The 16,208-nt window shown below is 35.6% G+C and carries 12 protein-coding genes; 6 read left to right on the top strand and 6 right to left on the bottom strand.

Going from position 1 to position 16,208, the window contains the following annotated elements; translation table 11 throughout:
* Nucleotides 1–177 precede the first annotated feature (177 nt).
* The 5 genes from asnB to EKL99_RS03500 all read left to right on the top strand — a co-directional run bounded on the left by asnB (nt 178) and on the right by EKL99_RS03500 (nt 8,890).
* Complete coding sequence (gene asnB / locus EKL99_RS03520) at nt 178–1,794, top strand: asparagine synthase B (protein WP_126461048.1); 1,617 nt, start codon at nt 178–180, stop codon at nt 1,792–1,794.
* A 184-nt stretch (nt 1,795–1,978) separates the two neighbouring features.
* Nucleotides 1,979–3,922 (top strand): DNA topoisomerase (ATP-hydrolyzing) subunit B, encoded by a 1,944-nt coding sequence (gene gyrB, locus EKL99_RS03515; RefSeq protein ID WP_126461045.1) that lies wholly within the window; start codon nt 1,979–1,981, stop codon nt 3,920–3,922.
* A gap of 85 nt (nt 3,923–4,007) precedes the next feature.
* Nucleotides 4,008–4,943, top strand: a complete 936-nt coding sequence (mdh, locus tag EKL99_RS03510; RefSeq protein WP_126461042.1) for a malate dehydrogenase — start codon at nt 4,008–4,010, stop codon at nt 4,941–4,943.
* Nucleotides 4,944–5,169: 226 nt separating this feature from the next.
* The gene (secDF, locus tag EKL99_RS03505; RefSeq protein WP_126568265.1) at nt 5,170–8,142 is read left to right on the top strand and encodes a protein translocase subunit SecDF; all 2,973 of its coding nucleotides are present in this window, start codon (nt 5,170–5,172) and stop codon (nt 8,140–8,142) included.
* Between the two features lie 139 nt (nt 8,143–8,281).
* Entirely contained in the window at nt 8,282–8,890 is a 609-nt protein-coding gene (locus EKL99_RS03500; protein ID WP_231507369.1) for an acyloxyacyl hydrolase, read from the top strand.
* 59 nt (nt 8,891–8,949) lie between these two features.
* On the opposite strand, the gene lgt is transcribed toward EKL99_RS03500, so the two are convergent.
* From lgt to EKL99_RS03475, 5 genes are all read right to left on the bottom strand, one after another.
* Nucleotides 8,950–9,903: a prolipoprotein diacylglyceryl transferase gene (lgt, locus tag EKL99_RS03495; RefSeq protein WP_126454092.1), complete on the bottom strand. Its 954-nt coding sequence runs from the start codon at nt 9,901–9,903 to the stop codon at nt 8,950–8,952.
* A gap of 54 nt (nt 9,904–9,957) precedes the next feature.
* On the bottom strand, nt 9,958–10,215 hold the full coding sequence (yidD, locus tag EKL99_RS03490; RefSeq protein WP_126461032.1) for a membrane protein insertion efficiency factor YidD: 258 nt from the start codon (nt 10,213–10,215) through the stop codon (nt 9,958–9,960).
* A 75-nt stretch (nt 10,216–10,290) separates the two neighbouring features.
* On the bottom strand, nt 10,291–11,769 hold the full coding sequence (gene cysS, locus EKL99_RS03485; protein ID WP_126461029.1) for a cysteine--tRNA ligase: 1,479 nt from the start codon (nt 11,767–11,769) through the stop codon (nt 10,291–10,293).
* Nucleotides 11,770–11,910: 141 nt separating this feature from the next.
* On the bottom strand, nt 11,911–12,582 hold the full coding sequence (gene folE, locus EKL99_RS03480; RefSeq protein ID WP_126461026.1) for a GTP cyclohydrolase I FolE: 672 nt from the start codon (nt 12,580–12,582) through the stop codon (nt 11,911–11,913).
* A 225-nt stretch (nt 12,583–12,807) separates the two neighbouring features.
* The gene (locus tag EKL99_RS03475; protein WP_126461023.1) at nt 12,808–14,013 is read right to left on the bottom strand and encodes a pyridoxal phosphate-dependent aminotransferase; all 1,206 of its coding nucleotides are present in this window, start codon (nt 14,011–14,013) and stop codon (nt 12,808–12,810) included.
* A 127-nt stretch (nt 14,014–14,140) separates the two neighbouring features.
* On the opposite strand from EKL99_RS03475, the gene EKL99_RS03470 reads away from it, so the two are divergent.
* A complete protein-coding gene (locus EKL99_RS03470; RefSeq protein ID WP_126576408.1) occupies nt 14,141–15,469 on the top strand; it encodes a PDZ domain-containing protein in 1,329 nt (442 codons plus the stop codon).
* Nucleotides 15,470–15,667: 198 nt separating this feature from the next.
* Here the strand turns inward: EKL99_RS03470 and EKL99_RS03465 are convergent, their stop codons facing one another.
* Nucleotides 15,668–16,054 (bottom strand): DUF1573 domain-containing protein, encoded by a 387-nt coding sequence (locus EKL99_RS03465; protein ID WP_126461017.1) that lies wholly within the window; start codon nt 16,052–16,054, stop codon nt 15,668–15,670.
* Between the last annotated feature and the right edge of the window lie 154 nt (nt 16,055–16,208).

The following is a 16,208-nucleotide window of genomic DNA, read 5'->3' as shown; positions in this document are numbered from 1 at the left end:
GATAATTTACAGCTGTAATAGAATATTTTAATTTATTGGTATTTGAATTACATTTTTAAGACAAAATGCATCTTTTTGTTTTAAATAGTAACTAAATATCATAATTGTGTTTTGTATTTGTAACTGCTATTGCATATTTGTCGACTTAGAATTGGGAAAAAATAAAAATATAGAGTTATGTGCGGAATATTAGCCATTATCGGAAGAGGAAAAGAGGAACAATTGTTTGGAGCACTTTCAAAAAGAATGACGCATCGTGGTCCGGATGAAAGTGATTTACATGTTACTGAAAAAGGGCATATTTTAAGTCACGAACGGTTGTCTATAATTGATTTACATTCTGGAAAACAACCGATACAAGGCACAAAAACGGCCTATATGGTTCATAATGGCGAAATATACAATCATCAGGAATTGAGAGATGGTGTGTTGAAAAGGCATGCTTTTAGAACCAAATCAGATTCAGAGGTTATTGTGCATTTGTACGAAGAGTTTGGATACGATTTTTGCAATATGCTGGATGGCGACTGGGCTTTTGTGGTAGTAGATGGCGATGATTTTATTGCCGGCAGAGATCCAATGGGAGTGAAACCGTTGTATTATGGTTTGGACGAAAGAGGAAGGATCTATTTTTCCTCCGAAATGAAACCTATTGCGGATCAGTGTAAAACATTTTCTACTTTTCCTCCGGGACATTATTATACTCAAAAAACAGGTTTTGTGAAATATTACAAACCGGAATATGAAGATTATTTAAAAGCCGACCAAGAATTAGATTTGGATTTAATCAGGGAAACGTTGACTGAAGCAACTCGTAAGCGTTTAATGAGCGATGTACCCATTGGAGTGTTGCTTTCAGGAGGATTGGATTCTTCATTAACATCAGCAATTGCTTCTAGGTTATTGGCGGAAAGCGGCAAAAAATTACAATCATTTTCTATTGGATTAAATGCGGATGCGCCAGATGCTGCGGCTGCCAGAAAAGTAGCGGAATTTTTAGGGACTGAACATCATGAAATTCATTTTACTGTTGCAGAAGGAATAAAAATCTTAGATAAATTAATCTGGCATTTAGAAACGTATGACGTGACTTCGGTTAGAGCAAGTACACCAATGTATTTCTTGTCGAAAGCGATTACGGATTTAGGTGTAAAAGTGGTGCTCTCAGGCGAAGGAGCCGATGAGATTTTTGGGGGATATTTGTATTTTAGAAATGCACCTTCGGCGGAGGATTTCCAAAAGGAAACTATTGAAAGAGTACAGAAATTGTTTACCGCCGATTTGTTAAGAGCGGACAAATCAACGATGGCGCACGGATTAGAAACCAGAGTTCCGTTTTTAGACAAAGCGTTTTTGGATGTGTCAATTCGCATCAAAGCAGAAGAAAAGATGCCTAAAACGTACGATGGAAAAGAAAAATACATTTTAAGAAAAGCATTTGATACGCCAGACAATCCGTATCTGCCTGAAGAGGTTTTGTGGAGACAAAAAGAACAATTTTCGGATGGAGTAGGATACAATTGGATTGATGAATTAATTGATTATTGTGCTACGCAAGTTACGGATGAGCAATTAGCTGGAGCTGTAGCTGAATTTCCGTATAATTCTCCTACAACTAAAGAAGCGTATTTTTACAGGTCGGTATTTAATAAATATTATCCGCAAGTAAGTGCGGCACAAACGGTTAGGAAGTGGATTCCAAAATGGCAGGAAAACCTTGATCCAAGCGGAAGAGCGAATGCGGCACACGTTCAGGCAGATACTGAAATTGCCAAAATAGGAGTTGTAGTTTGAAACAATAATTTAAATTTTTTATAAATGAAGAACGCTCTCAATTTTGAGAGCGTTTTTTTGTAATTATATGAACAAATGTTAATAACTTAAGGGCTTTAAAAGGGAATTTAACGGTTATATAATTTGCGTTTTTATATATTTGCGTGTTAGACAAAAAGTACATTTTTTTTAGAATAAAATATATATGAGCGAAGAAATCAAGAAGGACAGTTATTCAGCAGATAGTATTCAGGCATTAGAAGGAATGGAACACGTAAGGATGCGTCCTTCGATGTATATTGGAGATGTGGGAGTTCGAGGTCTGCATCATTTAGTGTATGAGGTTGTGGATAACTCTATTGATGAGGCAATGGGAGGCCATTGTGATACCATAATAGTTGATATTAATGAAGATGGATCCGTTTCTGTTGAAGATAATGGGCGTGGTATTCCGGTAGGAATTCATAAAAAAGAAGGGGTTTCAGCATTAGAGGTTGTAATGACCAAGATTGGTGCCGGAGGAAAATTTGACAAAGATTCGTATAAAGTTTCCGGTGGTCTTCACGGTGTAGGGGTTTCGGTGGTAAATGCATTGTCAAACCATTTGAGAGCTACAGTTCACAGTAGTGATGGTAAAATATACGAACAAGAATACGAAAAAGGGAAAGCATTATACCCGGTTAAGCAAATTGGAGAAACGACTAAGAGAGGGACAATTGTTACTTTTTATCCGGATCCAAGCATATTTACCCAAACTATTGAGTATTCGTATGATACTTTATCGGCTCGTATGCGTGAATTATCTTATTTGAATAAAGGAATCACGATTACATTTACGGATAAAAGAGAATTTGATAAAGACGGAAATTTTGTTTCAGAAGTATTTCATTCTGACGAAGGTTTAAAAGAATACATCCGTTACTTAGATGGGAACCGTGAGCCAATTATTGCGCACGTAATTTCTATGGATCATGAAAAAGGAGAAATTCCGGTAGAGGTGGCGTTAATTTACAATACCAGCTATACGGAAAATATTTTCTCGTATGTGAATAATATCAATACGCATGAGGGAGGAACGCACTTGCAAGGTTTCAGAACCGGTCTTACAAGATCGTTAAAGAAATACGCAGATGCTTCCGGAATGTTAGACAAATTGAAATTTGATATTTCAGGAGACGATTTCCGGGAAGGATTGACCGCTATTATTTCGGTAAAAGTGCAGGAGCCACAATTTGAAGGACAAACGAAAACGAAACTTGGGAACAGAGAAGTTGTTTCTCCTGTAAGTCAAGCGGTAAGTGAGATGATTGAAAACTATTTGGAAGAAAATCCAAATGATGCCCGTATCATTGTTCAAAAAGTTATTCTTGCAGCACAAGCACGTCACGCAGCCAAAAAAGCACGTGAAATGGTACAACGCAAAACCGTAATGGGTGGCGGTGGATTGCCAGGAAAATTATCAGATTGTTCAGAACAGGATCCAGCAAAATGTGAAGTATACCTTGTCGAGGGAGATTCGGCGGGAGGAACCGCAAAACAAGGTCGTGATCGTGCGTTTCAAGCTATTTTACCTTTGCGTGGTAAGATTTTGAACGTAGAAAAAGCAATGCATCACAAGGTTTTTGAAAACGAAGAGATTCGAAATATATTTACTGCGCTAGGCGTTACAATAGGAACTGCCGAAGACAGCAAAGCATTAAATATCGAAAAATTACGCTACCACAAAGTAATCATTATGTGTGATGCCGATGTCGATGGTAGTCATATTTCTACTTTAATCTTGACGTTCTTCTTTAGATTTATGAAAGAATTAATCGAACAAGGGCACGTATATATTGCCGCACCGCCTTTGTATTTAGTTAAAAAAGGAAACAAAAAAGAATACGCATGGAATGATTTGCAACGTGATCAGGCAAATGAAAGAATGGGCGGAAGTGCAGGAATTCAACGTTATAAAGGTCTTGGAGAGATGAACGCAGAGCAATTATGGGAAACTACAATGGATCCAAGTTTTAGAACATTGCGTCAGGTAACTATTGACAGTTTGGCGGAAGCCGATAGAGTTTTCTCAATGTTAATGGGTGATGAAGTACCACCACGAAGAGAATTTATTGAGAAAAATGCAGTTTACGCAAATATTGATGCGTAACGTAACGTAATCATCCGTTTTTATTCTAATAGAATAACGCAAAAAAAGTAACCAAATTAACAAATAACCGAATAAACTTTAAAATATGAAAGTTACCATTGTAGGAGCAGGAAATGTAGGAGCAACATGTGCGGACGTGATTTCTTATAGAGGAATTGCCAGCGAAGTAGTACTATTGGATATTAGAGAAGGTTTTGCTGAAGGAAAAGCGTTAGATATCATGCAATGTGCTACCAATACTGGTTTTAATACCAAAGTATCAGGTGTTACCAATGATTATGCTAAAACAGCAGGAAGTGATGTAGTGGTAATTACATCTGGAATTCCAAGAAAACCAGGAATGACTCGGGAAGAATTAATAGGAATTAATGCAGGAATCGTGAAAACGGTTGCTGAAAATGTATTGAAGCATTCACCGGATACTATTATAGTGGTCGTTTCTAATCCTATGGATACCATGACATATTTGGCATTGAAATCTACGGGATTACCAAAAAACAGAATTATTGGGATGGGTGGAGCGTTAGACAGTTCTCGTTTTAGAACGTATTTGTCTTTGGCTTTAGACAAACCGGCCAATGATATTTCAGCAATGGTTATTGGGGGACACGGAGATACTACTATGATTCCTTTGACACGATTAGCATCTTATAACGGAATTCCGGTTTCACAATTTCTATCGGAAGAGGAATTGCAAAAAGTAGCTGCCGATACAATGGTTGGTGGAGCTACACTTACAGGACTGCTTGGAACATCGGCATGGTATGCTCCGGGAGCTTCCGTTGCTTTCTTGGTGGATAGTATTTTAAATGATCAAAAGAAAATGATTGCATGTTCTGTTTTCGTTGAAGGAGAATATGGTCAGGATGATATCTGTATTGGTGTTCCGTGTATTATTGGTAAAAATGGAGTAGAAGAAATTCTTGACATTAAACTAAATGATGCTGAAAAAGCCTTATTTGCTAAAAGTGCAGACGCTGTCAGACAAATGAATGACGCTTTAAAATCGATTTTGGTATAAAAATTTACATATAAAAAAGAGAAGACTGCATCTTTGCAGTCTTTTTCTTGAGATTAATCTATAAATAAATTGGTTAATCTTACCGTTAATTATATATTTGCTCGGTTTAAAAAAAATGAAGTAGCTCGATATATTCTTTTATAATATAAAAAACGAATGTAAAGTGTTCTTTCATAAGGTTTAAAGCAAAAATAAATAAATATAAAATAATTAATTTTTAGTAATAATGCAGAATAAAGGACTTATTAAATTTTTCGCAATTCTATTTGCATTGGTAAGTATTTACCAACTTTCGTTCACTTTTGTCGCGAGCAAAATTAAAAATGATGCGAAATCTTTTGCGGGTGGAAACCCTGATAAAGAAGCTAAATATTTAGATTCTATCGGTAAAGAAAAAGTATTTAGCCTTGGGTTTACTAATTTTACTTATAATGAAGTAAGTGATAAGCAAATCAACAAAGGTCTTGACTTAGAAGGAGGTATTAATGTAATACTTCAAATATCTGTTAAAGACATATTGAAAGGTTTATCGAATAACTCAAAAAATCCGGTTTTTAATAAATCTTTGGCTGATGCAACAGCAAATTTAAAAGGAAATCAAACCTATTTAGATGCATTTTTCAATGCTTTTGAAGCGAATTCAAAAGGGACCGTAAAATTAGCTTCTCCTGATATTTTTGCAAACAGAAGTTTGCAAGGTGAAGGTGGAGTCGATTTTCAAATGACCGATGCTGAGGTCGAAAAAGTAATCAAAAGAAAAGTAGATGAGTCTGTAGAAAGTGCTTTTGGTGTATTGAGAGAGCGTATAGACAAATTTGGTGTTACCCAACCTAACATTCAAAAATTAGGGGAGACGGGAAGAATTCTTGTAGAACTTCCTGGGGCTAAAGATGTAGACAGAATTAAAAGATTATTACAAAGTACCGCTCAACTAGAGTTTTGGGAAACATATAAAATAGAAGAAATTGGTAATTTTTTGATGGCAGCTAACGAGTCATTGAAGAAAACTGAAATCAATATTGCCGAAGTTAAACCCGTTGTGAAAGATTCTTTGAGCGCTTTGCTTTCGGATGGTAAAGATTCAGCTGATGCAAAAAAAGGAAATAATCCTTTATTTGATAAAATCATTGGGCAAGGTGGAGGTCCAGTTTTGGGACTTTTCTCTCCAAAAGATACGGCTGTTGTAAACGGATATTTAAAAAGAGCGGATATTAGAGTTTTATTGGCTGCAGACCAGCGGTATGTGAAATTTGTTTGGGGAAAACCTTTGACTATTAAAGACGATAAAGCAAAAGCTGTTGAAGCAGTAGAATTATATGCTTTAAAAGGAAACCGAGACAATGTACCGGCAATGGCTGGTGGTGTGGTTACAGATGCAAGTGATACCTTTGACCAATCAGGTAAACCAGCAGTTTCAATGCAAATGAACGGACAAGGTGCAAAAGCATGGGAAGAATTAACAGGTAGAGCATACACTCAAAAAAGTAATATTGCTATTGTTCTTGATGATGTGGTGTATTCTGCACCAGGAGTTTCAACAGGTCCAATTTCAGGAGGTAGATCTGAAATTTCAGGAGCTTTTGATGTTACAGAAACTAAAGATTTAGCAAATGTATTGAGAGCAGGTAAATTACCGGCTGCCGCAGATATTGTTCAGTCAGAAGTGGTAGGGCCATCCTTAGGTCAGGAAGCAATTGATAACGGGACTAATTCTGCTTTGTTAGGATTGCTTTTAGTGTCACTCTGGATGATGATTTATTACGGCAGAGCAGGTTGGTATGCTAATATTGCATTAGCGGTTAACTTACTTTTCTTATTCGGAATTTTAGCAAGTATTGGTGCAGTTCTTACATTGCCAGGTATTGCAGGTATCGTATTGACAATGGGAACAGCTGTTGATGCGAATATCATTATCTACGAAAGAGCAAAAGAAGAGTTGCGTGCGGGTAAAACACTAGAAGAAGCCGTTAAAACTTCCTATAGCTGGAGAGGAGCAATGTCCTCGATTACGGATGCCAATGTTACGCATATTTTGACCGGAGCCGTATTGTTCATTTTTGGTTCAGGGCCAATTAAGGGGTTTGCTACTACGTTATTAATCGGTATTATAACCTCATTGTTTACTTCAATTTTTATTGCACGAATCTTTATTGACTGGAACATTAGTAAAAAGAACAATTTGACGTTTGTTACTAATTTCTCTAAAAATATGTTTGTCAATTTTAATTTTAATTTCTTAGGAGTTAAAAAATGGACGTATTTATTTTCTAGTATTATTGTTATCATCAGTTTTACGTCATTAGCTATTAATGGTCTTGATGAAGGAGTCGACTTTGTAGGAGGGCGAACTTTTCAGGTGCGTTTTGAAAAAGCAATTGAAACTGAAACAGTAAAAGCAGAGCTAGCGGAAGTTTTTGATGGTAGTGCCGAAGTAAAAGTTTTTGGTAGTGATAATCAATTGAAAATTACCACTAAATACAAAGTGGAAGAGCCAGGAATCAAAGCAGACGAAGAAGTAAATAAATTATTGTTTACTACTTTAAAACAACATTTTTCAGCTGATATGACGTATGATAAATTTGTTAATGCTTATGATGGTAAAAAACTCGGTATTTTACAAGCGTCTAAAGTAGGGCCAACAGTTGCTGAAGATATTAAAACCAATGCTTATTGGGCGGTTCTTGGAGCAATGGCAATCGTGTTTTTATATTTGATGATCAGTTATAGAAAATGGCAATACAGTTTAGGAGCGATTGCTGCTGTTGCCCACGATGTTATTTTTGTGCTAGGAATTTATTCATTGTGCTATAAATTTATGCCTTTTGGTATGGAAATCGATCAGCATTTTATTGCTGCGATTCTAACCGTTATTGGGTATTCTATGAATGATACAGTTATTGTATTTGACAGGGTTCGTGAATATTTAGCCGGAAAAACTAAAGGTTCTTTCTCTGAAATCGTAAATCAATCTATTAATACAACGATGTCAAGAACTATCAATACCTCTTTGACGATGATTGTGGTGTTGTTGATCATGTTTATTTTTGGAGGAGAATCTATCAGAGGATTTATATTTGCTATGTTAGTTGGTATCATTGTAGGGACATACTCTTCATTGTTTATTGCAACACCAGTACTTGTAGACACCATCTCAAAAGAAGATAAAGACAGAGTCGAAAAGGCGCATCTAGAAAACTAGAAACAGCTTTTATACCAATCAAAAAAAGAGATTCAGCGTAAGTTGAATCTCTTTTTTTATTTGTAACTCCAAACATAATTTTAATTCCTTTTTTGAAAACTGTATAATCAGATAAACGAAAATACTAGTAGTTATGCGGATGAAAGTATTAGTTATTTTAGTTTTAGTCCTTTGTACAATTCCATTTTATGCCCAAGAAAAGGCAAGTAAAGTTGATTTGGGTTTTTCGTATGGAATGGGAAATGAATTTAAAAACAGAAATTATACCTTTACAAATCAGTCTTATAAGGTACAATTTTATTATGTTGTAAAACAAACGAAGAATTTTAAATACGCACTAGTGCTTCAGCCAGAAATTAATTTTGCAAGCCATCAACTCCTAAATATTTATTTTGTGGAGCCTGATGATCCGGATTATATTGCAAAACGGGAGCGCTATACAAAGCTAAAAGATGTAAAAGAGTACGTTCTTAATCTTGGCTTTTTAGTGCGAAAACCAGTCTTTAAATCGGCGAGTATTTATGTTTTAGGGAGCATAGGTCCAATGATTATAGATACAGAAACGGAACGACTATCCAAAGGTTTTGCCTTTTCAGATGTTTTAGCGGTAGGATTTACTTTTAGGTTTAAGGGTGTGACTTTAGACGTAAGACCAAATATTCGTCATGTGTCTAATGGGGGATTACAGAAAACCAATGCGGGATATACGACTAAAAACATTGACTTTGGGTTCTCCTTTTCGTTATAAAGAAAGCGTTAGCTACTAAGATGCAGCTAACGCTTTTTTTTGTTGTAACGTATTGTTATTTAGTTTGTTATTTCTTTTTCTGACGTAAGAATAAAATACAGTCCTATAAGAATAAAGGGGATACTAAGCCATTGTCCGGTTGAAAATAAACCTAAAGCACTTTCAAAACCGCCTTGACTTTCCTTAACAGATTCTACTATAAAACGGACTGTAAATAAAAGAACCAGGAACATACCAAATATAAATCCGGTATACCTTCTTTTTTCGGTTTTCCAATACAGGAAAAATAAGACTGCAAAAACAAAAATATAACAGAATGCCTCGTACAATTGAGTAGGATGTCTTACCGGAACTTGTTCCAGTAAAGAGACAAATTTAGGGTCGTTCGCAATGGCTGAGTACGCAGCTTGAGGATTGGGTATTTGAGTCGCATTGACCGCGTCCATAGCACTAAAATGGTCTTTCAAGAATTTTATTCCAAAGTCAGAAGTCGTTTTATGACCAATAATCTCCGAATTAAAAAAGTTACCCAATCTGACGAAAATAGCACCGCTTGCAACAGGAATAACCACCCGGTCCAAAATCCATAACTGGGGTTTTTTCAATATATTTTTACTGTAAAAATACATAGCAATAATTATTGATATGGCAGCACCATGACTTGCTAAACCTTGAAAACCTGTGAATTCCCATCCTTTTATAATGTATAAAATCGTTTCGTTTGGATTTTCTCGTATTGGCATAAAAATTTCCAATAAATGATTGCGATAATACTCCCAATCGTAAAAGAAAACGTGACCCAAACGTGCACCAAGTAAGGTCGCTAATACAGTCCAGATAAATAACGAATCTAATTTTTCTATTGATTCCCCTTCACGATCAAAGATATTTTTCATAATATACCAGCCTAATCCAAAAGCAATTACAAACATTAAACTGTAATAACGAATGATAAAAAAGCCTAAATCAATTCCTTCTGATGGATTCCAAACGATGTTTAAAGCGTGTGTCATGTATTGTATTTTATATGTTTGACGTAAAAATAGAGATTAAATGTAAAATTCGTATTAAAAAAGAGAATCTTTATGCGTACATGATTTTTTGGGAACCGGATCATAGCCGGTTTTTCCCCAAGGATGGCAACTAAAAACACGTTTTATACCTAAAAACCCGCCATAAAACAAACCGTGGGTTTGTAAAGCTTCAATCATATACGAGGAGCACGTGGGTTCAAATCTACAAGCCGCAGGTGTAAAGGGTGAAATGGCCACTTGATAGAAACGAACCAATAGTAAAAATGGGTAAATGATGATTTTTGATAACATGATTTTAAAATTAAAACTTCTCTGTTGTTATTCAAAATTATTTTTCAGTTGTAATCGATTTCGGTATTTAGCGGACTAGATACTAAACGAAGTTCCTTCTTTACCATCTTTTAACTGAATTCCTAGTACAATCAATTGATCCCTTATTTGGTCAGAAAGTGCAAAATTCTTATTGTCGCGAGCTTGTTTTCTCATTTCAATAAGCATATTGACCGTTCCTTCTAACTTATCGTTATTGCTGTCCGAGACTTTTTCGTCTTCTAATCCTAATACGTCAAACACAAATGCATGCATTGTTTTTGCAAAATGGTTTAAATCTTCCGCATTCAAGGTCTCTTTTTCATCCTTTAATAAATTGATAAAACGTACACCTTCAAACAACTGCGCAATCAAAATTGGCGTGTTAAAATCGTCATTCATTGCATCATAACAGGTTTGCTTCCAAGCCGGAATGTCAACGGTGCTTTTTGTGTGAACAGTGATTTCTTTCAACGAATTCATCGCTTCCATCAATCGTTTGTATCCTTTTTCGGCAGCAACAATGGCATCATCAGAAAAATCAAGAATACTTCTGTAATGCGCCTGGAGCATAAAAAATCGTGCTACTGATGCTGAAAAAGCTTTACTTAAAACGGTGTTTTCTCCAGTCAATATTTCTCTTGGCAAAATATTATTTCCCGTAGATTTTGCCATTTTTTTTCCGTTCAAAGTCAACATATTGGCGTGGAGCCAATAATTAACCGGAGTTTGACCGGTACAGGCTTCGTTTTGTGCAATTTCACACTCATGATGCGGGAACTTTAAATCCATTCCGCCACCGTGAATGTCAAAATGATTGCCTAAGTATTTAGTGCTCATTGCAGTACATTCTAAATGCCATCCAGGAAATCCATCACTCCAAGGCGAAGGCCAACGCATAATATGTTGAGTTTCCGCTTTTTTCCAAAGCGCAAAATCCTGTGGATTTCTCTTGTCACTTTGCCCGTCAAGATCGCGGGTATTGGCTAGCATATCCTCAATGTTTCGGCCACTTAATCTGCCGTAATGATTGGTTTCATTAAATTTTACCACATCAAAATAAACAGAGCCATTGGCTTCATAACCAATTCCTTTTTCAATTATGGTTTTGATAATTTCAATTTGCTCAATAATATGTCCCGTTGCAGTAGGTTCGATACTTGGTGACAAAAAGTTAAAAGCATTCAGAATTTCATGAAAATCAACCGTATAGCGTTGCACTACTTCCATTGGTTCGAGTTGTTCCAGACGTGCTTTTTTGGCAATTTTATCCTCACCTTCATCCACATCGTCCACAATATGCCCCACATCCGTAATGTTTCTAACGTAGCGTACTTTGTATTCTAAATGCAAAAAATACCTAAAAATCACGTCAAAAGACATAAAGGTACGCACATTTCCAAGATGTACATTGCTGTAAACTGTAGGTCCACAAACATACATTCCTACATTTCCTTCATGAATAGGTTTGAAAACTTCTTTTTCTCCTGAAAGAGAATTGTATATTTTTAGATTTTGGCTATTGTATAATGGCATTGTAGATTATTGTTTTCCCCACCCCACCCCTCCCAAAGGGAAAGGAGTTGAGACGTGAATGCGTTATTAATAATTGTTGTAATCTTGTTCTGATCTTACCAAGCTGGGCTCCCTCTCCTTTGCAGAGGGTCGGGGAGAGGACTAGAACTTAGTTTCTAATTTAATGTAATCTAAAAACTCTCTGCGAGTGACACTATCTTTAAATTTTCCGCCAAATTCAGAGGTTACGGTACTACTTTCAATATCACTGATTCCTCTTGAATTTACACAAAGGTGCTTGGCATCGATTACACAGGCTACATCTTCTGTACCTAATGCGATTTGTAATTCCTGAACAATTTGCATGGTTAAGCGCTCCTGAACCTGAGGTCTTTTAGCATAATATTCTACGATACGGTTCATTTTAGACAAACCAATAACTCTGCCGTTTGAAATATAAGCCACATGCGCTCTTCCTATAATTGGTAATAAATGATGTTCACAGGTAGAATATACGATGATATTTTTTTCAACTAACATTTCACCGTACTTGTAATTATTGTCAAATGTAGATGCTTTTGGTTTTTTAGCAGGATTTAAACCGCCAAAAATTTCCTTTACAAACATTTTGGCAACACGATTGGGCGTGCCTTTTAAACTATCATCGGTCAAGTCCATTCCAAGTGTGATTAGAATGCTCTCCACGTCCTTTTTTATTTTTTCAATTTTTTCCTCATCAGAAATGACAAAAGCATCATCTCGTACTGGATTTTTTGCGGATAAACTAATATGGTTTTCTCCTATTTCGTCTTGAAATTCTTCGTTTTTTATCATTAAAAGCAACTATTATTGTTGGTGTAAATATTTAAGGGGTAAAGGTAAATAATAAAAATTAAAAAATTTCTATCGCTCCTACTATTTAAGACTACTTTATCGGTTCAGCCGCCCGTTATACTCTCTTTTTTGGATCTAAAAAGAAAAGGCAATAACGAACTCGTTACTGCCTTTTATAAAATAGTTCCGGTTCCCTAAAGGGGATGTCTACCAAAATGTGTTTGATTATACTTTCGTTAGTGTCGCATTATAAACAGGAATCGCTGCTTTCAGGATTCGTACTGCGCTAATTAAATCTTCTTTCTTTAAAACATAAGCAATTCGAACCTGATTTAATCCCATTCCCGTAGTAGAGTAAAAACCGGCTGCTGGCGCTACCATTACTGTTTCTCCATTTAGGTCATAACTTTCTAATAGCCATTGCGCAAAAGCATCGGCATTAGCAACTGGTAGTTGCGCAATACAATAAAAAGCCCCTTTTGGTTTGCTTACAATAACGCCATCTATTTTATTTAATTCTTCAATCAAAGTGTCTCTGCGTTCTCTATATTCTGAAATTACTTCGTCAAAATAACTTTGTGGAGTGTCAAGAGCAGCTTCGCTTGCAATCTGTTCAATCGTTGGTGGACTTAATCTTGCTTGTGCAAATTTCATTGCAGTAGCCATCAGTTCCTTGTTTTTAGAAACAATGCATCCTATTCTGGCACCGCACATGCTGTATCTTTTTGAAACAGAATCAATCATGATTGCATGTTCTTCAAGCCCGGGAACATTCATTACTGAATAATGGACATCACCATCATAAGTAAATTCACGATATACTTCATCAGAAATTAGAAATAAATCATGTTTTTTGACTAAGGCAGCCAGTTGCATGATTTCTTCTTTTGAATATAAATAACCCGTTGGATTTCCTGGATTACAAATCAGGATCGCTTTTGTTTTTGGCGTAATCAGCTTTTCAAAATCAGCTACGGCCGGTAATGCAAAACCGGTTTCAATACTCGAGATTACTGGAACTACAGAAACTCCTGATGCGGTTGAAAATCCATTATAATTTGCATAAAATGGTTCCGGAATAATGATCTCATCACCATGATCCATCGTGCTGCCTATAGCAAACATCAAGGCTTCAGATCCTCCGGTGGAGATTATAATATCTTCAATATGTACAGGAATTCCTTGATTTGTGTAATAGGCAGCTAATTTTTTTCTATAGCTTTCATTCCCGGCGGAATGGCTGTATTCTAAAATAGTTAAATCTATATTTTTAACCGCATTCATAGCAACTTCAGGAGTTCTGATATCGGGTTGGCCAATGTTTAAATGGTATACTTTATGGCCTTTATTTTTCGCTATTTCAGAGTAGGGAACCAATTTTCGTATTGGTGATTCAGGCATTTGTTTGCCTTTATTTGATATTGTTGGCATAGTCTTAAATTATTGAATTGCAAATTTGCGATTTTTTTTTCGAATTTATCACAATTTATGCCCGGATATATCATATAAAACAAGGTTTTGTTTTATATTTTTAGTATTTTTATAGAAAGCTAGCACAATGAAAAGAACGCTAAATTTATTTTTTTTAATCTTCTCAATATTCAGTGTTTTGGCGCAGCAAGGATTTCAGTTTGAAAAAAACGGAGACAAAATTAGTGTGCCTTTCAAGTTGATCAATAATTTAGTGCTTCTGCCTATAAAAGTGAATGGAGTAGAATTGAATTTTTTATTGGATTCCGGTGTAGAAGAGACCATATTATTTAGTTTGGAAGAAAAAAAAGAAGTTCGTTTTTTTAACGCTGAAAAAGTACTATTAAGAGGATTAGGGAGTCAAGAGGCGGTCGAGGGATTGAAATCGACCAATAATATATTGCAATTCGGCAGCATGTTGTATGCGGATCATATGGTTTATATTGTTTTGAATCAGGATTTTAATTTATCCTCTCATATTGGGATTCCTGTAAACGGAATTATAGGATTTCAGTTTTTTAGAAATAATCTGGTCGAAATTAATTACTCTAAAAAGAGAGTTATAGTCTATAGCGATACCGCTAAAAATAGAAAAAAAATAGTTAGAAAGTTCAAAACTATTCCTATCGCTATCGAGAAATCAAAGCCGTATTTAAAAAGTACGGTGTTGTTGAATAATAAGGAACTGGTGGTCAAGTTGCTGATTGATATAGGAAATAGTGATGCAATATGGTTGTTTCAGGATCGCTCCGAATTTCTTAAAGTTCCCCCGAAAAATTTTGCTGATTTTTTGGGCAGAGGATTTAGTGGTGATGTTGAAGGAAAAAGAGCCAGAATTCAAAAATTCGCAATGAATCAGTTTGTATTTAATAATCCAATAGTAGCTTTCCCGGACTCTACTTCAATTAGGAATGTTACTATGGTTCCTGATCGGATGGGATCAGTAGGAGGAGAGATTATGAAAAGATTTACCGTTATTTTTAATTACCCTAAAAAAGAAATGTATGTAAAAAAAAATAGTCTTTACAACGATCCTTTTGCATACAATAAAAGCGGAGTAGAGATCCAGCACAATGGATTACAGTGGGTTCAGGAAACTGTTCGGATGGAAACCGTCCCTTTGTTACCAAAATATAATGAGTCAGGCGAAACTAAAGTACTCAATGACTTTAAATATAAATTCCAATTAAAGCCTATTTATGAGATTGCAAATGTTAGAAATAATTCGCCTGCAGCAAATTCAGGAGTACAAAAAGGCGATATTATTATTTTAATCAATAACGCTCCTGCTTATAGATATTCGTTGCAAAAAGTTAATTCTCTCTTTAGATCTGAGGAGGAAAAATGGATAACATTGGAAGTGGAAAGAAACAGTCAGATTCTGAAATTTAGATTTCAGTTACAGGATTTTCTCTAACAAAAAACGCCTCCAGAGGGTTTCAGGAAGCGTATTGATGTGTACACATGGAATTTAAATCCATCAAGTAGGTCGGGTAAAAATCAAATAGGACACATTGGATTTAGAGGAATAGTGTTTTTGTCCATTGGCTCCTTAACGCGAAAGTCTGAGAAAACAGGGTATCTCCTTGTTTTAAATAAATCACAATTGCGTGATTTAATTTGCAACTACTTCCCCTTTTATTTTTAAAGCGACTCTCCCGGAATCGTAATTCACGGCATTCGATTCAACAGTTATTGTTTTTCTAATTGGTCCGGGAGCCATATTGTATTTTATGGATATTTTTCCTGTTTTTCCCGGCATAATTGGCTCGGTTGGTTTTGTTGGAATGGTGCACCCACAAGTAGAAAGTACATTTGTAATAAGTAATGGCGCATTTCCAGTGTTCGTAAAAATAAAATTACGGGTTCCATTATCATTTTTGGTAACCCTCCCATAATCGATTGTATTGTCTTTTGCAGCAAATTCAATTTTAGGGCCATTTTGAGCAAATCCTACGGTGCTAATTAATGTGAATGCAAATAAAATTAGTATTTTTTTCATTTTCATTTTTTTAAATTCATTAAAGTAAATATACTTTGTTTTAATTAACGCACAAATTTTTATTTCCCTTTTTATAGTCTACTTAATTATTTACTTTTGTGCCCTATCAGAATTACAAATATCAGACCAAAGTCTACAAGGGTATTTGTTGATC

It is taken from the genome of Flavobacterium sp. ZB4P23 (assembly GCF_003970375.1).
Lineage (GTDB): Bacteria > Bacteroidota > Bacteroidia > Flavobacteriales > Flavobacteriaceae > Flavobacterium.
This window is presented reverse-complemented; position numbering and strand designations above follow the sequence as displayed.

Excerpts from the sequence above, each read along its gene's own strand:
- asnB (WP_126461048.1), top strand. The coding sequence starts at position 178 with ATGTGCGGAATATTAGCCATTATCGGAAGAGGAAAAGAGGAACAATTG.
- gyrB (WP_126461045.1), top strand. The coding sequence starts at position 1,979 with ATGAGCGAAGAAATCAAGAAGGACAGTTATTCAGCAGATAGTATTCAG.
- mdh (WP_126461042.1), top strand. The coding sequence starts at position 4,008 with ATGAAAGTTACCATTGTAGGAGCAGGAAATGTAGGAGCAACATGTGCG.
- secDF (WP_126568265.1), top strand. The coding sequence starts at position 5,170 with ATGCAGAATAAAGGACTTATTAAATTTTTCGCAATTCTATTTGCATTG.
- EKL99_RS03500 (WP_231507369.1), top strand. The coding sequence starts at position 8,282 with ATGAAAGTATTAGTTATTTTAGTTTTAGTCCTTTGTACAATTCCATTT.
- lgt (WP_126454092.1), bottom strand. The coding sequence starts at position 9,903 with ATGACACACGCTTTAAACATCGTTTGGAATCCATCAGAAGGAATTGAT.
- yidD (WP_126461032.1), bottom strand. The coding sequence starts at position 10,215 with ATGTTATCAAAAATCATCATTTACCCATTTTTACTATTGGTTCGTTTC.
- cysS (WP_126461029.1), bottom strand. The coding sequence starts at position 11,769 with ATGCCATTATACAATAGCCAAAATCTAAAAATATACAATTCTCTTTCA.
- folE (WP_126461026.1), bottom strand. The coding sequence starts at position 12,582 with ATGATAAAAAACGAAGAATTTCAAGACGAAATAGGAGAAAACCATATT.
- EKL99_RS03475 (WP_126461023.1), bottom strand. The coding sequence starts at position 14,013 with ATGCCAACAATATCAAATAAAGGCAAACAAATGCCTGAATCACCAATA.
- EKL99_RS03470 (WP_126576408.1), top strand. The coding sequence starts at position 14,141 with ATGAAAAGAACGCTAAATTTATTTTTTTTAATCTTCTCAATATTCAGT.
- EKL99_RS03465 (WP_126461017.1), bottom strand. The coding sequence starts at position 16,054 with ATGAAAAAAATACTAATTTTATTTGCATTCACATTAATTAGCACCGTA.